This window comes from Cytobacillus sp. FSL W7-1323 (assembly GCF_038595015.1).
GTDB lineage: Bacteria > Bacillota > Bacilli > Bacillales > Cytobacillaceae > Cytobacillus > Cytobacillus kochii.
On sequence record NZ_CP151998.1, the window covers coordinates 3928469 to 3954928 of the forward strand.

At 38.3% G+C, this 26460-nt stretch carries 29 protein-coding genes and 1 tRNA gene; 6 read left to right on the plus strand and 24 right to left on the minus strand.

Annotation, left to right across the window (positions count from 1 at the left end; genetic code table 11):
* Window positions 1-226: 226 nt before the first annotated feature.
* Entirely contained in the window at window positions 227-502 is a 276-nt protein-coding gene (locus tag MKX67_RS20000) for a hypothetical protein (protein WP_095371899.1), read from the minus strand.
* 190 nt (window positions 503-692) lie between these two features.
* On the opposite strand from MKX67_RS20000, the gene MKX67_RS20005 reads away from it, so the two are divergent.
* The 4 genes from MKX67_RS20005 to MKX67_RS20020 all read left to right on the plus strand — a co-directional run bounded on the left by MKX67_RS20005 (window position 693) and on the right by MKX67_RS20020 (window position 3665).
* The gene (locus MKX67_RS20005; protein ID WP_095371898.1) at window positions 693-1145 is read left to right on the plus strand and encodes a hypothetical protein; all 453 of its coding nucleotides are present in this window, start codon (window positions 693-695) and stop codon (window positions 1143-1145) included.
* 201 nt (window positions 1146-1346) lie between these two features.
* On the plus strand, window positions 1347-1601 hold the full coding sequence (locus MKX67_RS20010; protein ID WP_095371897.1) for a YueH family protein: 255 nt from the start codon (window positions 1347-1349) through the stop codon (window positions 1599-1601).
* 636 nt (window positions 1602-2237) lie between these two features.
* The gene (locus MKX67_RS20015) at window positions 2238-3095 is read left to right on the plus strand and encodes a manganese catalase family protein (protein ID WP_342488658.1); all 858 of its coding nucleotides are present in this window, start codon (window positions 2238-2240) and stop codon (window positions 3093-3095) included.
* 108 nt (window positions 3096-3203) lie between these two features.
* Entirely contained in the window at window positions 3204-3665 is a 462-nt protein-coding gene (locus tag MKX67_RS20020) for a hypothetical protein (protein ID WP_342488659.1), read from the plus strand.
* A gap of 441 nt (window positions 3666-4106) precedes the next feature.
* Here the strand turns inward: MKX67_RS20020 and MKX67_RS20025 are convergent.
* Window positions 4107-4178 (minus strand) — tRNA-Arg (locus tag MKX67_RS20025).
* 288 nt (window positions 4179-4466) lie between these two features.
* Here MKX67_RS20025 and clpP point away from each other — a divergent pair.
* Window positions 4467-5066 carry an ATP-dependent Clp endopeptidase proteolytic subunit ClpP gene (gene clpP, locus MKX67_RS20030; protein WP_095371895.1) on the plus strand — a complete coding sequence of 200 codons (600 nt, stop codon included), beginning with the start codon at window positions 4467-4469 and terminating at the stop codon, window positions 5064-5066.
* Between the two features lie 400 nt (window positions 5067-5466).
* Here clpP and MKX67_RS20035 read toward each other — a convergent pair whose 3' ends face one another.
* From MKX67_RS20035 to hprK, 21 genes are all read right to left on the minus strand, one after another.
* Window positions 5467-5730 carry an HPr family phosphocarrier protein gene (locus MKX67_RS20035; RefSeq protein WP_095371893.1) on the minus strand — a complete coding sequence of 88 codons (264 nt, stop codon included), beginning with the start codon at window positions 5728-5730 and terminating at the stop codon, window positions 5467-5469.
* A gap of 20 nt (window positions 5731-5750) precedes the next feature.
* On the minus strand, window positions 5751-6698 hold the full coding sequence (whiA, locus tag MKX67_RS20040; RefSeq protein WP_095371892.1) for a DNA-binding protein WhiA: 948 nt from the start codon (window positions 6696-6698) through the stop codon (window positions 5751-5753).
* A 27-nt stretch (window positions 6699-6725) separates the two neighbouring features.
* Window positions 6726-7694: a YvcK family protein gene (locus MKX67_RS20045; RefSeq protein ID WP_342488660.1), complete on the minus strand. Its 969-nt coding sequence runs from the start codon at window positions 7692-7694 to the stop codon at window positions 6726-6728.
* On the minus strand, window positions 7691-8581 hold the full coding sequence (gene rapZ / locus MKX67_RS20050; RefSeq protein ID WP_095371890.1) for an RNase adapter RapZ: 891 nt from the start codon (window positions 8579-8581) through the stop codon (window positions 7691-7693). The genes MKX67_RS20045 and rapZ overlap by 4 nt, the downstream gene beginning before the upstream one ends.
* A gap of 25 nt (window positions 8582-8606) precedes the next feature.
* Entirely contained in the window at window positions 8607-9065 is a 459-nt protein-coding gene (locus MKX67_RS20055; RefSeq protein ID WP_095371889.1) for an 8-oxo-dGTP diphosphatase, read from the minus strand.
* A 183-nt stretch (window positions 9066-9248) separates the two neighbouring features.
* Window positions 9249-9968: a hypothetical protein gene (locus MKX67_RS20060; protein ID WP_342488661.1), complete on the minus strand. Its 720-nt coding sequence runs from the start codon at window positions 9966-9968 to the stop codon at window positions 9249-9251.
* Window positions 9969-10153: 185 nt separating this feature from the next.
* Window positions 10154-11107 carry a thioredoxin-disulfide reductase gene (trxB, locus tag MKX67_RS20065; protein ID WP_224937097.1) on the minus strand — a complete coding sequence of 318 codons (954 nt, stop codon included), beginning with the start codon at window positions 11105-11107 and terminating at the stop codon, window positions 10154-10156.
* A 93-nt stretch (window positions 11108-11200) separates the two neighbouring features.
* Window positions 11201-12697, minus strand: a complete 1497-nt coding sequence (locus tag MKX67_RS20070; protein WP_224937098.1) for a tetratricopeptide repeat protein — start codon at window positions 12695-12697, stop codon at window positions 11201-11203.
* Window positions 12698-13111: 414 nt separating this feature from the next.
* Window positions 13112-13750 (minus strand): bifunctional phosphoribosyl-AMP cyclohydrolase/phosphoribosyl-ATP diphosphatase HisIE, encoded by a 639-nt coding sequence (gene hisIE, locus MKX67_RS20075; protein WP_224937099.1) that lies wholly within the window; start codon window positions 13748-13750, stop codon window positions 13112-13114.
* Window positions 13747-14505, minus strand: coding sequence for an imidazole glycerol phosphate synthase subunit HisF (gene hisF, locus MKX67_RS20080; RefSeq protein WP_342488662.1), 759 nt, complete (start codon window positions 14503-14505; stop codon window positions 13747-13749). Before hisF ends, hisIE begins: the two co-directional genes overlap by 4 nt.
* Window positions 14495-15226, minus strand: coding sequence for a 1-(5-phosphoribosyl)-5-[(5-phosphoribosylamino)methylideneamino]imidazole-4-carboxamide isomerase (hisA, locus tag MKX67_RS20085; protein ID WP_342488663.1), 732 nt, complete (start codon window positions 15224-15226; stop codon window positions 14495-14497). Before hisA ends, hisF begins: the two co-directional genes overlap by 11 nt.
* Window positions 15223-15861, minus strand: coding sequence for an imidazole glycerol phosphate synthase subunit HisH (gene hisH, locus MKX67_RS20090; RefSeq protein ID WP_342488664.1), 639 nt, complete (start codon window positions 15859-15861; stop codon window positions 15223-15225). Before hisH ends, hisA begins: the two co-directional genes overlap by 4 nt.
* Complete coding sequence (gene hisB, locus MKX67_RS20095; RefSeq protein WP_095371881.1) at window positions 15862-16449, minus strand: imidazoleglycerol-phosphate dehydratase HisB; 588 nt, start codon at window positions 16447-16449, stop codon at window positions 15862-15864.
* Window positions 16446-17735 carry a histidinol dehydrogenase gene (gene hisD, locus MKX67_RS20100; protein ID WP_342488665.1) on the minus strand — a complete coding sequence of 430 codons (1290 nt, stop codon included), beginning with the start codon at window positions 17733-17735 and terminating at the stop codon, window positions 16446-16448. The genes hisB and hisD overlap by 4 nt, the downstream gene beginning before the upstream one ends.
* The gene (hisG, locus tag MKX67_RS20105) at window positions 17736-18380 is read right to left on the minus strand and encodes an ATP phosphoribosyltransferase (protein ID WP_095371879.1); all 645 of its coding nucleotides are present in this window, start codon (window positions 18378-18380) and stop codon (window positions 17736-17738) included.
* Window positions 18377-19558, minus strand: a complete 1182-nt coding sequence (locus MKX67_RS20110; RefSeq protein WP_095371878.1) for an ATP phosphoribosyltransferase regulatory subunit — start codon at window positions 19556-19558, stop codon at window positions 18377-18379. Before MKX67_RS20110 ends, hisG begins: the two co-directional genes overlap by 4 nt.
* A gap of 574 nt (window positions 19559-20132) precedes the next feature.
* Complete coding sequence (locus MKX67_RS20115; RefSeq protein WP_224937107.1) at window positions 20133-20636, minus strand: acyltransferase; 504 nt, start codon at window positions 20634-20636, stop codon at window positions 20133-20135.
* Window positions 20633-21283: a pyrophosphatase PpaX gene (gene ppaX, locus MKX67_RS20120; protein WP_224937108.1), complete on the minus strand. Its 651-nt coding sequence runs from the start codon at window positions 21281-21283 to the stop codon at window positions 20633-20635. The genes MKX67_RS20115 and ppaX overlap by 4 nt, the downstream gene beginning before the upstream one ends.
* Window positions 21276-22214, minus strand: a complete 939-nt coding sequence (locus tag MKX67_RS20125; RefSeq protein WP_224937302.1) for a nucleoside recognition domain-containing protein — start codon at window positions 22212-22214, stop codon at window positions 21276-21278. Before MKX67_RS20125 ends, ppaX begins: the two co-directional genes overlap by 8 nt.
* Before the next feature lie 27 nt (window positions 22215-22241).
* Window positions 22242-23078, minus strand: coding sequence for a prolipoprotein diacylglyceryl transferase (lgt, locus tag MKX67_RS20130; RefSeq protein ID WP_095371875.1), 837 nt, complete (start codon window positions 23076-23078; stop codon window positions 22242-22244).
* A 34-nt stretch (window positions 23079-23112) separates the two neighbouring features.
* Complete coding sequence (gene hprK / locus MKX67_RS20135; RefSeq protein WP_095371874.1) at window positions 23113-24048, minus strand: HPr(Ser) kinase/phosphatase; 936 nt, start codon at window positions 24046-24048, stop codon at window positions 23113-23115.
* Window positions 24049-24286: 238 nt separating this feature from the next.
* Between hprK and nagA the strand changes: the two genes are divergently transcribed.
* On the plus strand, window positions 24287-25444 hold the full coding sequence (gene nagA / locus MKX67_RS20140) for an N-acetylglucosamine-6-phosphate deacetylase (RefSeq protein WP_342488666.1): 1158 nt from the start codon (window positions 24287-24289) through the stop codon (window positions 25442-25444).
* Window positions 25445-25606: 162 nt separating this feature from the next.
* Here the strand turns inward: nagA and MKX67_RS20145 are convergent, their stop codons facing one another.
* Entirely contained in the window at window positions 25607-26389 is a 783-nt protein-coding gene (locus tag MKX67_RS20145) for an SDR family oxidoreductase (RefSeq protein ID WP_224937111.1), read from the minus strand.
* Between the last annotated feature and the right edge of the window lie 71 nt (window positions 26390-26460).

The window sequence follows — 26460 nt, forward strand, 5'->3', positions numbered from 1 at the left end:
CTCCTTGCGTTTTTTAGTGAGATGTTTGACGGAATTACCCCAACACAAAAAAACACATCTAACTTGAGATATGCTAGTTGTAGTTTTTATGAAGATGTATACATGAGAATTGCTAAAGACAGCTGAAAAGGAACAGTTTCAGCTTTACTATAACTTTCCGGCGCTAAATGGCTGTATGATTGTTTTTTGTTTTCTAGTACTTATCTTATTAAGATTATTTTGTGCTTTATATTGAGTTATATCTTTCAATCGCTTCTACAATCAATTTATTTCCTTTTTCCACTTCCTCCTTTGAAAGAGCATTGTCTTTTTTTGCTTCAATTAAATTGAATTTCATACTTTCAATTGCGACTAATGATGTCATTTTTTTGTATTGGTTTTTGGAGTATCCGAGGTTTAAGTAATCAATTAACTCTGGAACACCATCTAGTGTAGGAATATATTCAAACAAATTTTCTTCATATCTATCAGGAAGTTGAATACTTAATAATTTTTCTCTCATACAATCACCTCTTTTTAAATTTTTTATTATAAAATTTAGAAACCTATTTTTATTGTTTGCAGAACAAATTATTCGAGAATTTTTCTCATCTCAACTCATTTAAGGGTTCCGGCGATTCCCGACTTTTTATGCATAGACTAAGGTGTTATCGGTAAGAGTATAATTATCTACTTATTGGAGGTATAGTTGAATGTTTACCCATATTTTCTTGTGGACTATGTTGATTCTACCTTGGTTCTTTCTCCTTTTTTTAGATACTAAAAGGGTAAAGTCCTTCATTCCCGGTGGATTAGTAAGTGCCCTGCTTTTAACAATAGTATTTCAACTATATCAAAGATATCATCTAGTTGAAGTTGTGCAAACCATTTTCCCATTAACTAATACAACTCCTTTTGTCTACGGCTTATACATAGTCTTACCTACTATATTTCTATACTTTACATTTGGTAACTTTTGGATTTATATAACAATTAATACAATTAGCGATGCAGTCTTTTCTTTTGGTATCATGAACCTTTATGAATATTTCGGGATTTATAAAATGGATGATTCTATCCATATCATCATTTTTATCACTTGTATTATTTGTGCTTCACTCATTTACTTATTTCAAAAGTGGCAGTATATTGATCCATACAAATGAGAAGTTAATCAAGGTTTATAGAGCCCATCGGCTCTTCTTTTATTAATTCATACTGAAGAAGTTAACGATTCCCATTATTGTAGACTTTTTCCCTAGAGCCTTTAGTCTCCTTTTCAGTGTTTCTAATAGATATTGCTTTCTTTGTCTCCTTTTCATTTATATAATACTTTTAATAAATGGAGAAGTTGAGGTGTAGAATAGATGAAATATCTTCAAGAAAAAATGCATTTATTAGGAGAAAGACACTCAAATGTATACATTATTAAAACTCCAGAAGAAAAATATATTGTCTCTATTCCTGATCTCCATTGGTCAGCACAAATAGGCTGTTTAGAGGAATTCCAACAAAAAGTGGAATACCTCAATGATTCACTCTCATTTCACCTTTATGAAGGCAATTCATACGAGCTAGCCTATAGACTGTCCAAGCTTACTGAATTAAACATATTTCGTTAACCTTCGTATAAAAATTTATCAATTAAATACACTAAGTAGAAAATTGTCTGTAGGTGATTATTTTCTTCTATTCAAATGAAATATTCGGCATGCTCATTTTCGGGGGATTACTAGCCCCAACTTCATTATTCCTTTTTAAAAAAATTCATTATGGCATAGTTATAGCAGCCATGTACATAAATATCTTTGTTGTAATGTTTCTCTTCAGCGTTCTTATAGATTTATAAATGAATTTTTTAACCTTTTTGATGAAACATCATTATTTAATCCAGCATTAAAATGATTGAACATAAAATATAATGGTTACATTGGTTTGCCAACCAATGATCTCTTCAAAGAGTGCATCCCTCACGCTCGCTGTTCTTTTCTTTACTCATCCTTTCTGCATGATAAAATCGCATAATAAGAGTAGTTTCATCGGAATTTCATTTAAAGAAGAGTCAATGCATGACTCTTCTTTTTTGTTCACATTTTGTGTTTTTTTTGGTTAGTTTTTTAAAAAATGTGGGCTAAAGCCTTAATTTCACAAAGAAAGATTTCTCCCCAGATGCGCTTTTTAAATGGATAAAACGATTTTTTTAACACAAAATAGATTTATTATTAGAATTTACAACTCAAAAACGGAGGAATACATTCATGTATTTTTACAAAGAAGATTTAATTAATATGATTGTTCCTGATAAACCAGATCCACATGCAGCCAAGGTGCTTCAAGAAGCGCTAGGTGGACAATTTGGAGAAATACGTACAATGATGCAATATTCATTTCAAAGTGCCAACTTCAGAGGAAAAGCAAAAAAATATCGAGACCTATTAAGAGGGGTATTTATAGAAGAGCTTAGTCATATAGAATTAGTACAATCGACAATAAATCAACTTTTAAATGGTGCTGGTGGTTCTAGCCCAGGTAACCAAGCATTTGATAATGCTCCGTTAGATGATGTTATTCAAGATGGCGCAAATCCCCATCATTTCATTATAGGTGCTAAAGCATCCTTACCAGTTGATGCAGGAGGTAACCCTTGGAATGGTTCCTGGGTTTATGACCACGGTAACTTAGTAGCAAATTTAATCAATAATGTTTCTTTAGAATCAACTGGTGTACTTCAAAAATCAAGAATTTATGAGATGAGCAGTAATAAAACTCTAAGAGAAACAGTAGCTTTTCTTATGGTTAGAGATAATTCGCATCAAAATGCTTTTGCAAAGGCATTAGAAACATTAGGAGTTGATTGGGGAAAAGTCTTCCCTGTTCCTAACTACGACTTGAATAAATATCCTGAATGTAAGAAATATGTTGATATGGGCTTTCACAACGCTCAATTTAATTTCCGTTTAGATGATACACTTATTGGGGAAGTATTCACTGGAACAACACCTAGTAGAAATGGTGGGGACCTTTCAGTGACTGAACCACCTAAAGGGTTTCCCGTGCCAACAATGCCGGATATGCCAAATGAACATGCACCAGGTTTATATGATTTAGATAATTAGGGCCTTTTAGGCTCTATTTATTTGTTTTCGATAATTTCGTTCAAAACACTAAACCTGTATAAATTAGTTAACACCCACATAATCTAAAGGAAAATAGAGGTGAAGTGAATGCTTGCTAATTTTTTTAGAATATTTAATGCAATTGTATTATGGGCAATCGTTATTATTTTTCTACCTAAAAATTCGTTTAAAAGATTTTTACCAGTGACATTATTTTGCTCACTTCTTTTACTCATTGTCGAAATGTTAAGTCCAATATTTAATTGGTGGAAAGTAAAAGGTGGTTATAAATTTATGTTATTTGATGCATTAGCATTTATTTTAGGACCATTCTTCACGATAAATTTATGGGTGTTTCACTTTACTTATGGCAAATTCCCCTTATATGCTACTATTAATTTAATTATGGATGTTATTTTTGCCTATCTCTTAACTCCTCTTTTCGAAAAGATTGGGCACTTTAAACTCAAAAAATTCACACGAACTGGAATACTTATCCTTTACTATTTCCTTGCTCTTTTGAATTATGGCTTCCAAAAATACATTGAGGTAGAACCAATGGAAAATTAAGGATTTAGTATAAGGCTATTGCACACTTTTTCATCGTAGCTTAAATAATTAGTTATTACATGATTGTATTTTATTTAGATAAACATGCCATGGGGCTCTTTCCCTTTTGACCATCTTTTTTCTGGTAGTTAGCTTATGTATAACTTCATTCTTTAACTTTGAGAATTGCTCCTGAGATTGGTGACTTCTAGAAAACATATTGTAATGACTCTTAAACTTTCCTTTCCTTCAATTATCTTTTTTTCACCTCAAATATTAAAACTAACCTTCTTTTAAGCATTAGCGATAATCTATATGTAGGAATATTAAGAATAATTAAGGGATAATCGATTTATGAACTTCCGATTAGGGTAAATAAAATAGGAGATTTTTAACTTCGTCGGACAAAAGTCGAACTAAAATTAAAAATCTCCCATCATTTCTTATATTTTAAACATGTAGCGCCCTCGGAGGGAATCGAACCCCCATTTTAAGAACCGGAATCTTACGTGCTATCCGTTGCACCACGAGGGCATTTTTTATTATGTAGGAACACGTTTTTCTTGGTGTTACGAATATTAATTATATGGGAAAAACCCTTTATATGCAAGCATTCGTTGTTTAAAAGCAAAAATATGTGGGTATCATGGATACGAGGAAATCAACTTAGAAAAAAATGTCGAATAATTCTCTTGAAATAATCAAGCGATTCGTTTGACCTTAATTGACCAACCATGTATGATGAAACTACATACATTTACCAATGGCGAGGTATAAAATACCTTTCCAAAACTTTTTTGACCTTTAAAGGAGGAATTGGAAATGAACTTAATCCCTACAGTAATCGAACAAACAAACCGAGGGGAACGCGCTTATGACATTTACTCTCGCCTATTAAAAGATCGCATTATCATGTTAGGCAGTGCGATTGACGATAATGTGGCAAACTCAATCGTGGCTCAGCTATTATTCTTAGAAGCAGATAATCCTGAAAAGGACATCACGCTTTATATTAATAGCCCAGGTGGAAGTATCACTGCTGGTATGGCTATCTATGATACGATGCAATACATCAAACCAAATGTTTCAACAATCTGTACTGGTATGGCTGCATCAATGGGTGCATTCTTACTAGCAGCTGGTGAAAAAGGGAAACGTTTTGCGCTTCCAAACAGTGAAGTCATGATTCACCAACCACTAGGTGGCGCTCAAGGGCAAGCAACTGAAATCGAGATTGCTGCTAAACGCATCCTATTCTTACGTGAAAAATTGAACCAAATTCTAGCTGAACGCACTGGTCAACCTTTAGATGTTATTTCTAAAGACACAGATCGTGATAACTTCATGACTGCAGAAAGAGCACTAGAATATGGTCTTATCGACAAAATCATTACAAACAATACACCAGAAGAGAAAAAATAAGCATCACAAATAACAAAAGCCATCAGCATTTCATTTGCTGATGGCTTTTTGTTTGCTATGAATTAATGGTTGTTAGATCGACTGGGAGGTGAACGAAAAACGGTGAGATAAAAAAAGTAGAAATAGGGTGATTTGTAGAGTGGCAATTTCGCATTAGTTTTGAGTGGCAATCGTAACCGATATATGAGGAAAAATTGATCTGTTCGGTCTTCTTTTGTGATTTTCTATCTAGTTAGCTGCACAATTCCTCTTTGCTCCGGCTTCTTTGTGTTTTTCCATCTCAACCAAACCACTTGCCCCTATCATATCGATGCAAGTTGGTTGAGGACAATGAAACGCACCCCCATTGGTAGAAGCATCTAGCAATGGGGGTGCGCAGGTTATTCGTGTATTATACAGATTATGAAACAATGTCCTCTTGTAGGAGTGCAGTCAGTTTATTTAAGGCTTCGGTTTCATCGCTGCCTTCAGCGAGGAGGGTTACGGTGGAACCAGCACTTAGAGATAGGCTCATTAATCCCATGATACTTTTGGCATTTACTTTTTTTCCGCCTTTTTCGATAAAGAGATCTGCTGTGAAGCGATTGGCTTCCTGCACTAACTTTGCAGCAGGGCGCGCCTGTAAGCCTGATTTAATTTTGACTTCCACTTGTCTTTCTACCATGTCCTAACCTCCAAAAAACTTTAAGATTCCTTCCATTGCCCTGTTTTAATTTTTTCTGCAATTTCATCAATTTTTCTTAGGCGATGATTGATACCCGATTTGCTTATCGTGCCACCAGAGACCATTTCTCCAAGTTCCTTTAAAGTCACATCTTGATACGTAACACGCAATTCAGCAATTTCGCGTAATTTCTCTGGTAACACCTTTAGTCCAACGGTACTCTCAATATATCTTATGTTTTCAACTTGTCTTAAGGCAGCACCAATTGTTTTATTTAAATTGGCTGTTTCACAATTGACCAAGCGATTAACTGAATTTCGCATATCTCTAACAATGCGGATATCTTCAAATCGTAAAAGCGCGCTATGAGCCCCAATAATATTAAGGAATTCTGTAATTTTTTCCGCCTCTTTTAAGTAGGTAATAAAACCTTTCTTTCTTTCCAATGTTTTACTATTCAACCCAAAAGTATTCATTAATTTTGACAAGGCGTCATTATGCTCCTTATACATTGAAGCAATTTCTAAATGATAGGAAGAGGTTTCAGGGTTATTGACAGATCCCCCTGCTAAAAAAGCCCCTCTTAGATAAGCACGTTTGCAGCATTTCTTTTTAATTAAATCCATTGAGATATCATGGATAAATTGAAAGCCAGCACTAATAATATGCAGATCATCAAGAATCTTTTGTGCTTGCTCCATTAGTCTAACAATATACACGTTATTTTTCTTAAGTCTCATTTTCTTTCGAACAAGCAGCTCAACTTGCACATCATAATTCCTTTTGATCAGCGTATAGATTCTTCTGGCAATCGCTGCATTCTCCGTTTGAATATCTACAATTAACATTTTATTTGAAAAAGAGAGAGATCCGTTCATACGAATCAAAGCGGATAATTCTGCCTTTCCGCAACAATCCTTTGTCTCCAAGTTCGTTAATTCTTTTTTTGTTTCCGAAGCAAAAGACATACCTTCTCCCCCCTAACCAGACAAATACTAGTTTTTCATTATATCATTTACAATTAATTGATAAATCTTTTTAGCGACTTCATTCGTGTTATGACGAATTGCCCCTTTTTCAAGGCTAACAATCTCACCCTGTAGCACTTCCAAGCCTTGTTCGACTAATCGATCACGGTCATAATAGACAGGCTTCGCTCGTTCCTCTTCATAACGCTCTTGAATATCTTCTGGAATTTCTTCATGATTGACAAGAATCAAATCTAAACATGGCTCAGCCATATGATCAAATATTGCCTGTACGTGGTCACTCGCACGATAGTCCAAAGTTTCCCCTGCCTGCGTCATTAAATTACAGATATACAGTTTTTTTGCATGAGAACGGCACACTTCCTTACCTACAGACGGTACAAGTAGATTAGGAAGTATGCTTGTGTACAGGCTACCAGGACCAATGATAATGAGATCAGCATCTCGAATAGCTTCAATCGTTTCCGAAAGCGGACTTACCTTCTCAGGAGTCAAAAATACTTTCTTAATCTTCTTGCCAGAGTAAGGGATTTTGGATTCTCCTGATACAATACTGCCATCTTCCATTTCTGCATGTAATACAACACTCTTTTCAGCTGCAGGTAAGACTCTCCCATTAACATTTAATACTTTACTCATCTCTTGAATCGCATGAACAAAGTCACCAGTAATAGAAGTCATCGCTGCTAGAATCAGATTACCTAAAGAATGACCCGATAATTCATTGGACGTTTTAAAACGATGCTGGAACATTTCTTCTACAAGGGGTTCCACATCTGATAACGCTGCCAAAACATTACGAATATCTCCTGGAGGTGGGATATTTAATTCTTCTCTCAACCTACCAGAGCTACCACCATCATCAGCAACTGTGACAATGGCTGTTAAATCAAGGGGATATTTTTTTAATCCTCTTAATAAAACTGGCAACCCTGTTCCACCGCCAATGATGACGACCCTCGGCTTTCTATTCATGTTGTTTGCCTTCTCCTCTCAATGTCACGGTGAGTGATGCGAGTGTTGTAGTCTTCCTTAAAATGGTTAGCGATATACTCGGTTAGTGCTACTGATCGATGCTGTCCACCCGTACATCCAATCGCGATAACAAGTTGTGATTTTCCTTCACGCTTATAATGCGGGAGCATAAATGCTAGTAAATCCGTGACCTTTTCTAAAAATTTATTTGTTTCGTTCCATTTCAAAACATAGTTAGACACTTCTTCATCCAAGCCTGTCTTCGGACGCATATGCTCAATATAATGCGGATTTGGCAAGAAGCGAACATCAAATACAAGATCGGCATCAATTGGTAATCCATGTTTAAAACCAAATGACATCACATTTACAGTGAAAATGGATTGTTTATTAACAGAAAACTCGTGGAGTATCTTTTCTCTTAATTCACGCGGCTTCATATTAGATGTCTTATAGATAATCTGCGCTCTACCCTTTAGATCATCTAATAATTCTCTTTCCAACTTGATGCCTTCCATTGGCAAACCTGATGGCGCTAATGGATGAGAGCGACGCGTTTCTTTATATCTACTTACAAGGGTCGCATCGTCCGCATCAAGAAAAAGAATTTCTGGTGTGACCCATGACGTATCTGCTAAATCATCTAACGCCTTGAAAAGATGCTCAAAAAACTCACGGCCACGTAAATCCATCACAAGCGCAACCTTATTCATCTTATTCCCTGAATCCTTCATCAGTTCAAGAAATTTCGGTAATAAGGTCGGTGGTAAATTATCTACACAAAAAAAGCCTAAATCTTCGAAGCTTTGAATCGCCACTGTTTTACCTGCGCCAGACATCCCCGTAATAATGACCATTTGTGTTTCTTTTGCTGCAACCGAACTCATTTCTCGCTTCCCCCTGTATTCATTTTTAGCTTGGATCTAAGCGGTAACTAATTAATTCAAAGTCAGGTGTATAAGTAAATGTACCGTAAATCATGCGATTGCCATTAATCATATATTCAAGAATATGATGATCTCCTGCAGCCATTGGTAAATCCTTCACTTTGTCCACTTCGACCCATCGCAATTTTCCTTCTTCTGACTCATCTACATTTAATCCGTCCGCATCTGTAGCAAAAAAGGTAAACATCATCCATTCAGAAAGTACTTGATCTCCATCCTTCATAATGAAAGTAAATATCCCTTTTATGTTTGGATTCCTTAAGTAAATCCCTGTTTCTTCTCTATATTCTCTGATACAAGAGTCACGCACCGATTCACCTGGCTCCATCTTTCCGCCCGGTGCAACCCACCATCCTCGGCGTGGCTTTTGTAACAACAATACTTGATCATCTTTTAATAATACGCAGTTTGTGACCCGCTGCATCCTATTCACCTCTTACTTCGTGCCACTCATTATTAGAGAACAGATGAACCTAGATACTCTAATGAATGAAAGCATAGTATTTATCATTATATTATACTATTTTTGTCATAGCGCTACAACGATACAGGTTGAACATGATTCTTCGTCCTAAGCAAATTGCCTAGACTTCTTTATAGTAAGTGTCTATCCATTATTATAATATCCAACCGGTGTGCTACATTCGATCTGTGGAAAAAAGAATTTTGCTTTGTTCTTACTTCTTTTTCTCATTCTGAGTGATGTGCAAATCTCTTTTGCTTCGCTCTCACTTCTTTTTCTCATTCTGAGTGATGCGCAATTCACTTTTGCTTCGCTCTCATTCGTGATTTTCATCCTGAGTGACTCGCAAATCTCTTTTACTTCGCCCTCATTCGTGATTTTCATTCTGAGTGACTCGCTAATCCACTTTGCTTCGCTCTCATTCGTGATTTCCATTCTGAGTGACTCGCTAACCCACTTTGCTTCGCTCTCACTTCTTTTTCTCCTTCTGAGTGACGTGCAAATCTCTTTTGCTTCGCTCTCATTCGTGATTTTCATTCTGAATGACTCGCTAACCCACTTTGCTTCGCTCTCACTTCTTTTTCTCATTCTGAGTGACTCGCTAACCCACTTTGCTTCGCTCTCGTTCGTGATTTCCATTCTGAGTGACTCGCTAACCCACTTTGCTTCGCTCTCACTTCTTTTTCTCCTTCTGAGTGACTCGCAAATCACTTTTGCTTCGCTCTCATTCGTGATTTTCATTCTGAGTGACTCGCTAACCCACTTTGCTTCGCTCTCACTTCTTTTTCTCCTTCTGAGTGACGTGCAAATCTCTTTTACTCCGCTCTCATTCGTGATTTCATTCTGAGTGAACCATTTCCTCATTTGCTCAAAAACCAAAAAAAAGAGCACAGGAGCTACCTGTGCTGTAAAAGGAATATATCTTTAAAAGGGGGTCAATTTCTATTATTATCATAACCGAAATTTGTTTCACCCAGGTTACAGTAGAGTTAAAACGAAATGACTTTTTGTAAATGATGAATAAAGTTGGATTATGATCCCCTTTTTCGTTAATTTGTAGCTGTTTTTAGACTTTCTTGCAGCTCTTCAATATAGTGCTGAGCAGCTTGAGCGGCAATGCTACCATCGCCTGTTGCGGTAACGATTTGACGCAATGTTTTTTCACGAATATCTCCAGCAGCGAAGATACCAGGAACATTCGTTTCCATTTGGTCATTGGTTACGATATAGCCTTCTTCATTCGTAATACCAAGGCTTGCAAATGGTTTCGATAGTGGATTCATACCGATGTAAACGAACACGCCATCCGCTTTGAATTCTTTTTCTTCACCTGTTTCTGTTGATACAATCGTGACACTGCCTACTTTTCCGTCCTTATCGTTGACTTCTTTCACTGTATGGTTCCAAATGAAATCAATTTTATCATTATCAAAGGCACGTTGTTGTAAGATTTGTTGTGCACGTAATTTATCACGACGGTGAATGATGGTTACTTTACTTGCAAATCGTGTTAAGTAAACACCTTCTTCAACAGCAGAGTCGCCTCCACCAATAACTACTAGTTCTCTTTCTTTAAAGAATGCACCGTCACAAACCGCGCAATAAGAAACACCGCGGCCGCCTAACTCTTTTTCACCAGGAATACCTAGTTTTTTATATTCTGCACCTGTTGTAATAATAACCGCACGTGCTTTGTATTCTTTAGAACCAGCAATGACTGTTTTATATTCCTTGCCATCGATGATTTCTTTAATATCTCCATATGCATATTCCGCACCAAATTTTTTCGCATGATCGAACATTTTTGTAGAAAGTTCAGGTCCAAGAATATGATCAAATCCTGGATAGTTCTCCACTTCTTCTGTATTCGCCATTTGTCCGCCTGGTACCCCGCGTTCAAGCATTAATGTTGATAAATTTGCACGAGATGTATATACTGCCGCGGTCATTCCTGCTGGACCTGCTCCTGCAATAATGACATCGTAAATTTTTTCTTCAGCCATCATTCCCACTCCTTTGTCTTGAAGCCTTCTGTTCTATTATGACCTTCTTGGTTTTATCCTATAAAATTTATAGGAAAACGTCCAAGTTTTTGCTCAACGAAGGTATTCATTCAATAATCGCAAATATTTTCTTAAAGTTGATGTAGAGATTCCGAAATTTTTTGCGATTGTTGCTTGAGATACAGTCTCATTTCTTAGCTTATGCCAAGAGTAAGTGATTGCACCGGCATATGCATGAGGGTTTTTAATCGTCACCCCAGCTTGGGTTAACTGTAAATACGCAGAAAACCACATTAAATACAAACTTGCTTCTTTTGCCCCAACAGGTGAGTAATTTTCATAAAGCAATCCAGCTATATCATGTGCTGTAGACGTATCTTGAGATGCCTCACCAAATTTTAGATAAGCTACATAATCCCTCTCTAACGCAGAGAACTTCCTATTTCCTTTTAAACGGTCAGATTCTAATAATTGTTCTTTTTTACCTGAAACTGCTGTTAAAAACAAGGCAAACAATCGTTCTTCTGGATAGTCACTATCTAGCCTTTGTTGAATAGAAGAAACATGATCTTCGAACCCTTGAGCACTTTTTGACGTATCGCTCCAAGGCTCCAATCCTTCTTTTTCCGGATTTAATTCAACAGCCCTTCTCCACGCCACTTGAGCCACTGACTCTTTACCAGTATGGTAGGCAGCGTATGCGAGCCAGTAGTAAAAAGAAGCGTCCCCGTTAAACCCTAGTTTATAGAGACGACCGAGCCATGCATATGCTTTATCATATTCCCCTATAAGTGCTAACGTTGCCCCTAATTTAAATTGATGCTCAACAGAGATGGGATGTACTTTTAATAAAGCATCCTTTAGCGCTCGCACCTCTTTAAAGTCGTTTTCGTAAAAAGCAAAAACAAGCTTATTACAAAGGGCATGCAAATTCCCCGGATTGTCTTTAAATACTTGTTTCAACACATCCGAGGCTTTATCTGTTTCGCCTAGATAAAAATAAGCTAGGGCTAGATTATTATAAGCCGACCAATATTCTGGGTACTCTTCAATGACACCATTGAGTAGTTCCACAGCTTTTGGAAAATAACCGGTCTCAAGTAACTCCCTTGCTTGTTCCTGTTTGACCATTAAGTCGTCCTGCTCATATAGATGTTCGTTTAGATCGTCATCCTCTAACGTAAGGAGCTCCAACAACTCTTCTGTATCTTCAACAAACTCGCCTTCTGGATCTAGTTCTATATATAATGTAGCATGATGGTATGCGTCTTTGAAAAAACCTAAATGTGCATAGTTATTAGCTAAAAAATAGTGACACTCAACCATCTCTTCATCTAATTCCTCTAATATTAATCGGAGTAGCTGATTAGAATCTTGATATTCTCCCATTTCGGCATGCACCACTGCCAACTGACAAACAATCATCGGTTCGCCTGGTTCTAAATGCATCGCACGTTGGAGGTACTTCTTCGCTCTATGAAAATCCCTGCGGTGGTAAGCTTTAATGCCTTTTGAAAAATAATACTCACCCGTAGGGATAAATGATAAAATTTTTCCTTTATGATCTCTTGCTTTAGAGTCTTTACGCATGGAATCCTCCATAAAATATATTAACTAATTGAGTATAACATACGAATAATCGCTCGAGAAGGGGGTGACAAGATAAGGAAAAAAGTGAAGATAGCATGATTATCTAACTCAGCTTAAAAAATCAACACTTTCAAAAATGTGACTATTTTATGATTTTTTTATTAAGAAAGTGTAACATGCTAATAAAGCGCACGGATTTCTCGAACATCACTCTTTAGTTAGCATTCATATAAATTGAACGAGAAGGTAATAAGAGTACAGAATAAGTTTTGTATGTGCATATCATTGACGGTAGTTAACAAGGTATATCTTGATAATAATTTAAAAGTGCAAAAGTACGATTAAACTAATCTTAAAAAATCGTGCACTCAAAAAGGACGATTTCTACTTACAGAAATCGTCCCATTCAACCATTTATGAAACTGGCTTTTTCTCTTCATGCCTTTTATTCAAGACGTTTAATACTTCGGCAAATGGCAGTTCTTGTTCACGTAAAAGCACCATTAAATGGTAAAGCAAATCAGCAGATTCCCATTTTAGTTCTTCACGATCACGATTTTTAGCTGCGATGATTACTTCTGCTGATTCTTCGCCGACTTTCTTCAATATTTTGTCGACACCACTCTCGAATAAATAGGTCGTATAAGCTCCTTCGGGACGTGCATGCTCGCGCTCAGCAATAACTTCTTCCAACCGTTTTAGAATTTGATAATCTGCAATTACAGCTTTTTCTTTCCCCGTATAAATCGTTTCATGAAAACAGCTAATTTCGCCTTTATGGCAGGCAACACCATTTGGTAAGACCTGTACTAAAATAGCATCCTGATCACAATCCCACTTCATTTCTACGACCTTTTGCGTGTGACCACTGGTTTCCCCTTTATGCCAAAGTTCATTGCGTGAACGGCTGAAAAACCAAGTTTCCCCTGTTTCAATCGTCTTTGCTAAAGATTCTTTATTCATGTACGCAAGCGTTAGGACTTCTTTCGTTTCACTATCTTGGATAATTGCTGGCACAAGGCCTTGATCATTAAATTGCACTTGATCAATCATCTTACATACACTCCCTTATCTTTTATATATGCCTTCACTTCTGCGACGGAAGTTTCTTTATAATGAAAAATAGAAGCAGCTAGGGCTGCATCTGCCTTCCCTTCAAGGAATATATCAGAAAAATGACTAGCTCCCCCTGCTCCTCCTGAAGCAATGACAGGAACGGTTACTGCCGTACTTACAGCTTTTGTTAAGGCAATATCAAAGCCTTTCTTTTCACCATCACAGTCCATGCTTGTGAGAAGAATTTCACCAGCACCTCTTCGCACGGCTTCTTTAACCCACTCAAGCACTTTCCACTCTGTTTTTACTCTTCCACCATGTGTATACACAACCCATGTACCGCAATCTTGATCGTACTTAGCATCTACAGCGACAACCATACATTGTGCCCCGAAGAAATCAGCACCTTCTGTAATTAACTCTGGCCGATTGACAGCTGCGGTATTTAATGAAACTTTATCTGCACCCGCTCGAAGAATCTTCTTCATATCATCAAGTGTATGAATACCACCACCAACTGTAAAAGGGATGGCTAGTTCTGCCGCTACTGCTTGAACAACATCAACCATTGTTTTTCTTCCCTCATGTGAAGCAGAGATATCAAGAAATACAAGCTCATCTGCTCCTTGCTCGTCATAAAAACGTGCTAATTCCACTGGGTCACCTGCATCTCTTAATTGAACAAATTGGATACCCTTTACGACCCTGCCTTCTTTTACATCGAGACAAGGAATAATTCGTTTAGTAAGCACGAAAAGGCCCCCCTTCCAATGCTTCCTTCACAGTAAAACGCCCCTCATAGATGGCTTTACCGACAATAGCTCCAGGAATACCTGCTTGGTTAATTAATTTGAGATCAGCAAGAGAACTGACTCCACCAGAAGCAATGACCTCTTTTCCTGTCGCTTGTGCTAATTGGACAGTTGCTGTAATATTCGGCCCAGATAACGTACCATCTGTAGCAATATCTGTAAAAATAAACGTTTCAGCACCGACGTCCGCGAATTGTTTGCCCACCTCAACAGCTGTTGCTTGTGATGTATTCAACCAGCCATTTGTTGCCACAAAACCGTTTTTAGCATCTAAACCAATTACAATACGCTCTTTATACTTCCTAATCATTTCAATAGCAAATTTAGGGTTTGAAATGGCTACACTGCCGATAATTACTCTTGATACCCCAGCATCTAGATAAAAATGTATATCTTCCTCGGTCCGAATACCGCCACCTATTTGGATATTTGCATTTAACTGCTTTGCTGCTTGAATGACATAACGATCGTTCTCCGGCTTACCGGCTTTTGCTCCGTCGAGGTCCACCATATGCACCCAGCTAGCCCCATCTTCTACAAAGGTTTTTGCCATATCAAAAGGAGAGTCCCCGTATACCGTTTCCTTATCGTACTCGCCTTGTAATAAACGTACACATTTCCCGCCCCGCATATCAATCGCAGGATAGATGGTCAGACTCATTTTACACTCACCCCTTCTGATACAAGCACTGTAAAGTTTTCTAGGATTTTCATGCCAGTCATACTGCTTTTTTCCGGATGAAATTGAGTACCAAAGACATTATTTTTTCCTACAACTGCTGGGACACAAACATCATATAAGCTATCGGCCAAAATAATTTCATCTGTCTCTGTCGTTACATAATAAGAATGAACAAAATATGCAAATCCCTCTTCGACATCCTTTAAAATCGCTGATTGTCGTCGTAACTGTAATAAGTTCCAGCCCATATGCGGGACTTTATACATTTCACCTTGAGTTGTTACACCAGGTATTTTCACAACCGTTCCAGGAAGCAATCCCAATCCACGGCATCCACCGTTTTCTTCACTTGCTTCAAACAGTAATTGCATCCCTAGGCAAATGCCTAATATTGGTTTACCACTAGCCGCATAGTCTCTGAGGACATCTGCTATACCCGTCTCATTTAAAAGTCGCATGGCATCACTAATGGCTCCAACTCCAGGGACAATCACACCATCGGCTAAAAGGATCTCATCCTTTTTATTTGTAATAAGAAAAGGTTCGCCTAACCTTTCCAGTGCTTTACTGACACTGAATAAATTCCCCATTCCATAATCAATGATCGCAATCATTTATAACATCCCTTTCGTGGAAGGAATGCCTTTTATTCTTGGATCAATCGTTGTTGCTTCATCTAGGGCCCGACCAAGTGCCTTAAAGACTGCTTCAATCATATGATGGGTATTCTGACCATAGTGAACGATCACATGAAGATTCATTCTCGCCTCAAGGGCGAATTTCCATAAGAATTCATGCACTAGTTCGGTATCAAATGTACCTACCTTTTGATTAGGAAAGATAGCACGCATTTCTAAATGTGGTCGATTACTTAAGTCGACAACCACTTGTGCTAGTGCTTCATCCATCGGAACAAAGGCATTGCCGTATCTTTTAATTCCTCTTTTTTCACCAAGGCTCTCTCGCAATGCCTGTCCGAGACAAATCCCTATGTCCTCTGTCGTGTGGTGATCATCAATTTCGACATCGCCTTTTGCATCAATCGTTAAATCGAATTGCCCATGCTTAGCAAATAAATCAAGCATATGTGTCATAAAAGGAACGCCTGTCTCCAAATCACTTGTTCCTTCTCCATCAATATTGAGTGATAGTTGAATTTCTGTTTCATTAGTCTTTCTTTGCAACTCAGCCGTTCTTGTCATTTCCCTTCTTTCCTTTCACTTTGGAGTCTTTTTTCAATCGATCTTGCATGAGCTTCTAAACCTTCTAGTCTTGCAAATGAAGCGATTTTTTCCGCATTTGCTGTAAATCTACTTTCACTGTAGTAAATAATGCTCGATTTTTTTCGAAAATCATCCACATTCAACGGGCTTGAAAATCTTGCTGTGCCGTTAGTTGGTAAGACATGATTAGGACCAGCAAAATAATCACCAACAGGCTCAGGGCTATATCTACCTAAGAATATTGCACCCGCATGGCGGATAGCTCCTAAAAGTGATAATGGATTGACTGTTAAAACCTCCAAATGTTCAGGAGCAATTGTATTAATCACTGCAATCGATTCTTCTATCGTCTCTGTCACATAAATACGACCAAATTGTTGAATCGATTGGCTGGCAATATCGTATTTTGGTAGAGTAGCTAACTGTTCTTCCACCTCGATGGCAACTTCGTTAGCGAGTTGTTCGCTATTCGTAACAAGGATGCTACAAGCCATTTCATCATGTTCTGCTTGTGATAATAAGTCCGCTGCTACTTCGGTTGGAATTGCTGATTCATCAGCAAGAATAGCAATTTCACTTGGTCCAGCAATCATATCGATATCGACCTCACCATACACTTCTCTCTTCGCCAATGCGACGTAAATATTACCTGGGCCTGTTATTTTATCCACTGGTGCGATTGTCTCTGTACCATAGGCAAGTGCAGCTACCGCTTGAGCTCCACCTACTTTATATATATCTGTTACCCCGGCAATATTCGCTGCAACAAGGACAGCAGATGGTATTTTTCCTGTTTTGCGCTCTACAGGAGAAACCATCACAATTCTTTCTACTCCTGCTACTTTTGCCGGCAAAACATTCATTAACACAGAAGATGGATAAGCCGCTTTCCCACCAGGCACGTATACACCAACAGAATCAATCGGCGTTATTTTTTGTCCGAGCAAGGTGCCATCGACTTCAGTCGTCATCCATGAATTTTGCAATTGCTTCATATGATAGTTTCTTATATTTTCTGCTGCTTCTTTTATAATTGAAATGGTTTCCTTAGATAATTCTCTATAAGCTTGGTCTATTTCTGCTGCTTTCACTTGATAATCATCTAATAGAATCCCATCAAATTTTTCTGTATAACGAATGATCGCTTGATCACCTTCTTGACGTACAGCTGCTATGATTTCCTTTACTGTTTGCCTTTGTTCTTCTGTCCCACCGTCAATGGAACGCTTGATAGAAAGGTCGTTTGTTACTTTTAATATGTCCACTTACTTAACCACCTTTTCCTGCTCGATCACTTCTGTCAGTCTCTCAACCACATCACTTATACGTGCGTCTTTCATGCGGTAACTAACCGGATTGACGATGAGCCTTGATGTAATATTGACGATGTCTTCATATTCTATTAATCCATTTTCTTTTAATGTTCTTCCTGTAGAAACAATATCAACAATACGATCAGCTAAACCAATAAGCGGTGCCAATTCAATCGAACCGTTTAATTTAATAATCTCGACTTGCTCACCTTGTTCACGGAAATAAGCCGCTGCTACATTCGGGTATTTCGTAGCGATTTTCGGTGCGACATCATTCATTTGCGTATGAGGCAAGCCAGCAACAGCTAAATAGCAAGCACTAATCTGTAGATCAAGCAATTCATATACATCACGTTCTTCTTCAAGCATGACATCTTTCCCGGCTATTCCAAGATCGGCAACACCATATTCCACATATGTTGGCACATCCATCGGTTTAGCTAAAATAAAGCGGAAACACTCTTCAGGTACATCAATAATTAATTTCCGCGAATCATCGAATTCAGGTGGCAACTCGAAGCCAGCCATTCTCAACATCTCCACTGCTTCAGTAAAAATTCTTCCTTTTGGCATCGCAACTGTTAACCAATCTTTCATCGCGACCCCTCCTTCTGTTTACCAACTAAATAAGTGATATCTTCATAAAGTGCTGAACAAGCATCAATATCTTCTACGCCATTAATATCTTGCAAAACGACTTTCTTCCCTTCAAGTCGTTGCTGTTCAGCTAACATAAAAGCTTCTTTTCTTCTTTCTAAACTAAACACAATACAGGAAAGAGGTGGTTGTTCAAATGGTTTGTCTAACGATTCAAGTAAATGATCTAATCGAATGGCAAAGCCAGTTGCACTTTTGGCTTTCCCAAACTTTTCTAGTAATAAATCATACCGCCCACCGCTGCCAATTGGAAAACCAACATTACCTGCATACACTTCATAAACAATACCTGTGTAATAACTCATATGACTGACTAATGTTAGGTCCAATTTTATGAGGGCATCCTGTTGATAGTCAGCTATAATTCCCCATAAGGTTTTCAATTCATTTAACGCTTCGACGCCTGCATTGCACTCTAATAGGTCTTCCGCTTCCTTAATGACTTCTGGTCCGCCTCTTAATTTTAGAAACTGTTTTAACCTTTGTTTATCAATAGATGACAATGATAGCTGATCTACATGTACACGATAACCAACATAATTTTTCTCATAGAGGAATCGCATCAATTGCTCCACTCTTTCATCTGTACCGAGTATCTCTTGGAAAAAACTCCTTACAAAGGCAATATGACCAACGGAAATCTGGAACTGCTCCAATCCTGTTTTCATTAGAGCGGAGGATATTAATCCTAAGCACTCTCCATCCGCACTAACTGTTGGATCACCAATACATTCGACACCGATTTGCTCAAATTCTGCCGGCCGTCCACCTTCTCGCTGTTGTGCCCGAAACACATTAGCCGAATAAGCTAAACGCTGTGGCAACTTTTCCTTTAATAACTTAGACGCAGCCACACGAGCAATAGGGGCTGTCATATCTGGTCTTAGTACAAGTGTATGTCCCTCATGATCCAGCAGTTTAAACAATTGTGTATCGAGAATAGCTGAAGCCGTACCAACTGTCTCGTAATATTCCAACGTAGGCGTTTCAATAAATTGATAGCCCCAGCGTTTCATTTCATTGGCCATTGTCACCCGTACTTCTTCTTTCATCATATATAGATTAGGCAATGTATCCCTCATGCCTAAAGGCTTTTCAAACATAAATAACCGACTCAACTCGTTCACCTCATTTTTACTTTAGTTCGCTACCATGCTAATAAATTGAAGTTACTTAGTAGTGTACGCTTCTCACCTCTAAACGTCAACCCTAAACACTTAATTTTGAGAAAAATGAAAGAAATTCACAACAAAGGGATGTAATCTAAAATATTCTAATGGGGGATGTAATGATCCCGCTTGTTGCCATAGTCTCAACTTCAGGGCGTTTACGATAATGGAGGGTTCTACTTTTGTTCAACGTTCTTATCTTTAAGGGGGCAGGTGTGAGAAAACAAAACAGGAGGAGTGCAAAAGCTTGTTTCATTGCTAAAAAGGGGACGAGGGAGTCAGGTCCTTATTTACGATAATCTAAACGGGCAGTAGGAATTTCTCCTTTGCGCTGCTATCCGCTTCGAGCGACCTCACGAAACTGGTGAATCTTCATGTCATGTGAGGGCATGGACCCTTGGCGCCAAATCTCTCTGTAAAAATCTTTTTACGTACCTCAGTCTTTTTTTCTTGTTAACCTTCATCCGTAACAAAAAAACATCCGCTGTCCCCCTTTCTTTTCGAAAGTGAAGTTAGCAGATGCTTATGACCGTTGTTCCATTTCTTCTTTTGTAAATATGATTTGCATTGGGTTACCACCTACGAAAGCACCAGCGGGTACGTCTTTATGTACAAGTGTACCAGCGGAAACGATCGCACCATCTCCGATTACTATTCCTGGAAGAATCGTGCAGTTGGCACCAATCATGACTTCGTTACCGATTTCTACAGTTCCCAGACGATATTCTTTAATCAAATATTCATGGGCTAAAATAGTAGTATTGTATCCAATCACACTATTGCGCCCCACACTGATTTTCTCTGGGAACATGACATCGAGCATTACCATAAGCGCAAATGAAGTCTGTTCACCGATTTTCATCCGTAAAAAGGTACGATAAAGCCAGCTTTTCACCCCTAAGAACGGGGTGTAACGTGCCAGCTGAATCACAACAAAGTTCTTTACTACTTTCAAAAAAGGGACCGTTTTATACACATGCCAAAGGGAGTTCGCTCCTTCAACAGGATAGCGTTCGGTTCTCCTCATCTGTTTAATTCCTCTAAAATCGTTAATAAGTCCGGCATTGTCTCTAACATATAGTCAGGATCAAATTGAAGAAGATGATCCCTTCCTTTACTTGACCAAGCAACACCTGCTGTCACCGTACCTGCATTTCTGCCACCTATAATATCATGATGATTATCACCAATCATGATGGCTTCTTGTGGTTCTGAGTCCAATAGTGATAATGCTTTTAAAACAGGCTCAGCATCCGGTTTCGGCTTTTCTACATGATCAAGGGCAACAATCACTTCAAAAAATTCATCCAGCTTTGTTAAGCGTAAACCCTTTTCAACAACGTCTAGCATCTTTGTTGTTACGATGCCCAATTTATAACCCGATTCCTTTAGTGTGCGGACCGTCTCATACACGCCTGAAAACTCTTTCACTAATACATCATGGTTTTCTTTATTAAATGTACGATACATATGAACCATCTCATCCGCACGGTCCCTATCAATTGATGTAAATGTCTCGACTAATGTTGGACCCATAAAAGGTAGTACATCCTGACGCTGATAGCTATCTGGATAATAATGATTTAATGTATGCAAAAATGAAGAGATAATTAGTTCATTCGTATCTATTAACGTTCCATCTAAATCGAATAATATTGTATCAATTTTAGCCATAATACGCTTCCTTTCTCGGTGTTGCTTCAAGCTTCCTCCAAATCATCCCGACAATCATTGTTAAAATCACAGCGACTACGATGCGAATAAGAAGAAGTGGTAACACAGGTATTCCTAAAGGTATAAAGATAAGAGTATCCTCCACAACCGCATGACAAGCTACTAAGAAAATAAACGCTAAAGTGACATCTTTTTGACTAACGCCATCCTCTTCTACTGCTTGAATCATCACACCGGCTCCAAATGCTAAGCCAAACAATAATCCTGATGCTAAAGTTGTCGATGTATTTTCTCTCATCCCTAGCTTTCTTGTTAATGGGGCCATCCATTTAGAAAATACTGCAAGCCATTTACGGTCTTTCATAATCTGTACAATTACCATTAATGGAATGACAATAATCGCTAATTGAAAAATACCGAGACCTGCTTTTTCTACTGCATTCCATACAATCGGCCATATGCCTTCAATCGTTTCTTCGCTTGCTCCAACAAAACCATACTCTGCCATCTCAGAACCGCCATTCCAAACGAGATTAATAATAATCCCCGATAGAAAGGCTAAACCGAGCCGAACAGCGAGCACAATCCATAGTTTAACGCCTACTTTCATGGCTACACTTGTTTCAATCAGTAAGTTATGAGAAAACGAAAGCATGACTGCTAGTATAAATACTTCTTTTACCGTTAAATCCAACGTGAGAATCGCACCAATACCAGCATAAACATTCAAGAAGTTTCCTAAAACTAAAGGAATGGCCGCATCCCCCGATAGACCAAATATTCCCATAATAGGTGCGATTAATTCAATCACCCATGGTAAAACTGGCGTATGTTGCAATAACGCCACAATTAACGTAACAGGAAAGATAATTTTCCCCAATGTCCAAGTCGTCTTAAAACCAACCTTTAATCCTGCTTTAACAGAATGTATCACCTGCTACTCCCCCTCTGCTGACCCTTACTTTGCTTTTGCTTGTTTCTGTGGAGGATCTAAATACCTCTCTTTTGCATTCCCACTTACTCTTCTATATATAATAATTACGATAGCCCCAACTATTAATATGATCGATAGCATTTGTGCTGCTCTTAACATTTCAGTCACCATTAAGCTATCGGTTCTCATTCCCTCGATAAAGTATCTACCGATAGAGTACCAAATCACGTAACTAAGGAATAATTCCCCTCTTTTTAAATTAGCACGTCTTAGTAGTAGTAGCAGTGCAAATCCAGCGAAATTCCAAACTGACTCATATAAAAATGTCGGATGATAATAAGCCCCATTAATATACATCCCGTTAATAATGAATTCTGGTAGATGCATGTTTTCTAAGAATTGTCGACTTACTTCACTACCATGCGCCTCTTGGTTGACGAAATTCCCCCAACGTCCAATGGCTTGGCCGAGGATGATACTAGGTGCAGCAATATCCGCTAATTGCCAAAAGGATACACCACGCTTCTTTGCAAAAATAATCGCAGTGACAACTGCTCCGATTAATGCACCGTGAATGGCGATGCCTCCGTTCCAAATTTTAATGATTTCACCTGGATACTGAGAATAGTAGTCCCATTCAAAGATCACATAATAAATCCTTGCACAAATAATCGAAATCGGAATAGCCCATAACAATAAATCAGCAAATAAATCCTTACCTAGTCCTCTTTTCTCTGACTCTCTCATCGCCAAAATAAGACCGAGTGCAATGCCGATACCGATGATTAAGCCATACCATCTAACAGACAATGGCCCTAAACTAAAGGCAACCGGATCAATTGGCGCCACTGTTAACAACATAGTCATATCTCCTTTAATTATGTATTAATAAATCTCAACGATCTTCATGATCGCCATCTTCAATTACATCCGTTAAACGATTTGTAAATTGCTCTGCTGCATTTACACCCATACGTTTTAATCTAAAATTCATTGCCGCTACCTCAATAATGACCGCTAAGTTTCGACCTGGGCGGACAGGAATGGTCATTTTAATTAACTCCGTATCAATAATCTTCATCTTTTCTTCTTCTAAACCTAAACGATCATACTGTTTTTGAGCATCCCATATTTCTAAGTCCATCACAAGGGAAATCTTTTTAAATCGGCGAATGGCACCTGCACCAAATAAAGTCATGACATTAATAATACCGAGTCCACGAATTTCTAATAAATGCTCAATGAGTTCTGGTGCACTACCGACTAATGTGTCCTCATCTTCTTGTCTAATTTCTACACAATCGTCCGCTACTAAGCGATGTCCTCTTTTGACAAGTTCTAATGCCGTCTCACTCTTACCGACACCACTCTTTCCTGTAATGAGGACTCCCACGCCATATATATCGACTAACACTCCATGGATGGCAGTCGTAGGGGCTAACTTACTTTCTAGGAAATTCGTCAAAAGGCTAGAAAAACGCGTGGTTTTTTGCTTTGTTCTTAAAATCGGTACGGCTTCTCTCTCAGCCGCTTCAAGTAATTCTTCTGGTACTTCTAGCTCTCTCGTAATAATGATTGCTGGAGTAATGTCAGAGCATAGCATCTCCAGTCTTGCTTCTCTCTCTTCGTCATTTAGTTTTTCAGCAAATGACAGTTCTGTTTTCCCTAATAATTGTATGCGTTCTGCCGGAAAATAATCAAAATAGCCAGCCAATTCAAGACCTGGTCGAGAAATATCACTCGTAACAATCGGACGGTTGATACCTTCTTCACCGCTTAGTAATTCTAACCCGAATTTTTCGATAACATCCTTTGTGCGAACCTTTGCCACTCTTACCCCTCCTTATCCTGTAGTGATCTATTCTTCTTTCATCCATTCTCATCTGATACGTTTTTTATTTTAGCACTTTTTACGCGAGAACCAAACGCTTTAAATTGAAACTGTCATTGTATACGAAAAAACCCGTTCCATATCATTGTCGACTCTCGTTGTTTATTATACACTGAAACGAAATAAATGGAGAGAATGACTAATCAATACATTGAACAAAAGGGAGGGATTTTAGTTAATGGATAAGAAGACCCTTTTTATTAATGCCGATATTATTTTTCAACATTATGTTTCACCAAACAGTTATCTGACATTAAATGGCCATCTGATTGAAGATTTCGGTGAAATGGCTTCATGTCCACAGACTACTCGCTACGATTACATATATGATTTAAAAAACAGTAGCTATATTAGTCCTGGCTTTATTGATCTCCATATACATGGTGTGGCTGGTGCCGATGCGATGGATGGTACAGCCACTGCCTTAAAGACCATTTCACAGATATTACCTAAAGAAGGAACAACAAGTTTCTTAGCAACAACCATTACTTCTCCAACAAAAAAAATAACTCAAGCCATTGAAAATATCGCCCGTTTTCATGCTTATAAAGGGGCAAAAGTACTTGGCATACATCTAGAGGGCCCTTTTATCAATCTACATCAGGCAGGTGCACAGCCAAAAGCAGATATACAAGAGTCCAATCCCCATTTATTTTCCTACTGGCAATCACTGGCTCAAGGTCAAATAAAACTGGTTACGTATGCACCCGAAATGGATCCACACCAAAGGTTATTACACCCAATAATTGCAGACGGAGCCATCCCATCAATTGGTCATTCAGAAGCTACTTACGAACAAGTCGAAACCGTTCATTCTTACGGCGTCTCTCATATGACTCACCTCTTCAATGGTATGCTTGGCATACATCATCGCGAAATTGGGACAGCAGGTGCCGCACTTTTACTTGATTCCTTTACTGCTGAAATCATTGCCGATGGTCTACATATTAGCCCAGAAATGATTCAACTGCTGTTGAAGGTTAAAGGATATCAAAGCCTGATATTAATTACTGACAGTATAAGGGCAAAGCATATGGAAGATGGGGAATATGAGTTAGGTGGACAAACAGTTCATCTGCAATCAGGTGTAGCCACATTAGTCGATGGAACGCTTGCCGGAAGTATACTAACGATGAATGAAGCGATTAAAAATATGATACATTTTACTGATATCGCTTTGCATGAAGCCATCCATATGGCTACCGTCAACCCAGCAAAGAAAATCGGCCAGTTTCATTGCATCGGTAGTATCGATCGTGGCAAGGAAGCTGATTTAGTGATTTTAAATAGGGAATTAAATGTAATAGATACCTTTTGTAAAGGTGAAAGGATGTAATTAAGGCATTCTGCCCGGGGATTCAAAGACTATTCTATATTGTACGGTGATTTATAGTCTCTTTGGTAGTCGACGTGGTTTTTGCTTGAATCGAAGGTGTTATTAGATTTTAAGCTCAAAAAAGCAGGAAAATGTCTCATCTCCCTGCTTCATTCATCATTATTAATATTTATAAGATTGTCCACCATCGATCGGTACAACCGTTGCATTAATAAAGTCTGCTTGGTTTGATAGTAAGAATGCTACTAGGTAGCCGACTTCTTCTGGTTTACCAAAGCGTTTCATTGGATTGACGCTAACAAATTCTTTTCCTGCTTCTTCCCAATTGTCTCCGCCCATTTGTTTCAATGATCCTTCAACCATCGGCGTCATAATCGCACCAGGAGCGATTGCTTTAATACTTACACCAAATTGGCCATATTCGATTCCAGAGTTTCTTGTTAAGCCTACTACACCATGTTTACTTGCAGCATACCCTGATTGATTACCAACTCCACGGATCCCACCAACGGAAGCGGTATTAACAATTGAACCATGACCTTGTTCTTTCATCACTTTTAACACATGCTTCATACCGTAAAATACACCGTTTAAGTTAATATCAACTACACGTTGGAATTCTTCGATACCGAAGTCTTCTGTTAAGTTTTGTTTCCCTTCGATGCCTGCATTATTGAAGAAGCCATCGATTTTACCAAATTTCTCAACAGCAAACGCCACGTATTTTTTTACATCTTCTTCATTCGCTACGTTCGCTTCGATTGTTTCTATCTCTGCTTGAGGTGCTGCTGTAAGTATTTCTTGTTTACTTTCCTCTAAGCCTTTTGCATTTAAATCTACTAAAACAAGTTTACCGCCTTCTACTGCTACTTGATTTGCTGCCGCTCTACCAAGTCCAGATCCCCCACCTGTAATGATAACGACTTTATCTTCAAAACGATTCATATAAAACTACCCCTTTCATATGCGTTGTGGTACTATTTTCACAACTTCTCTTTTAGTGTAAACGGATTCAT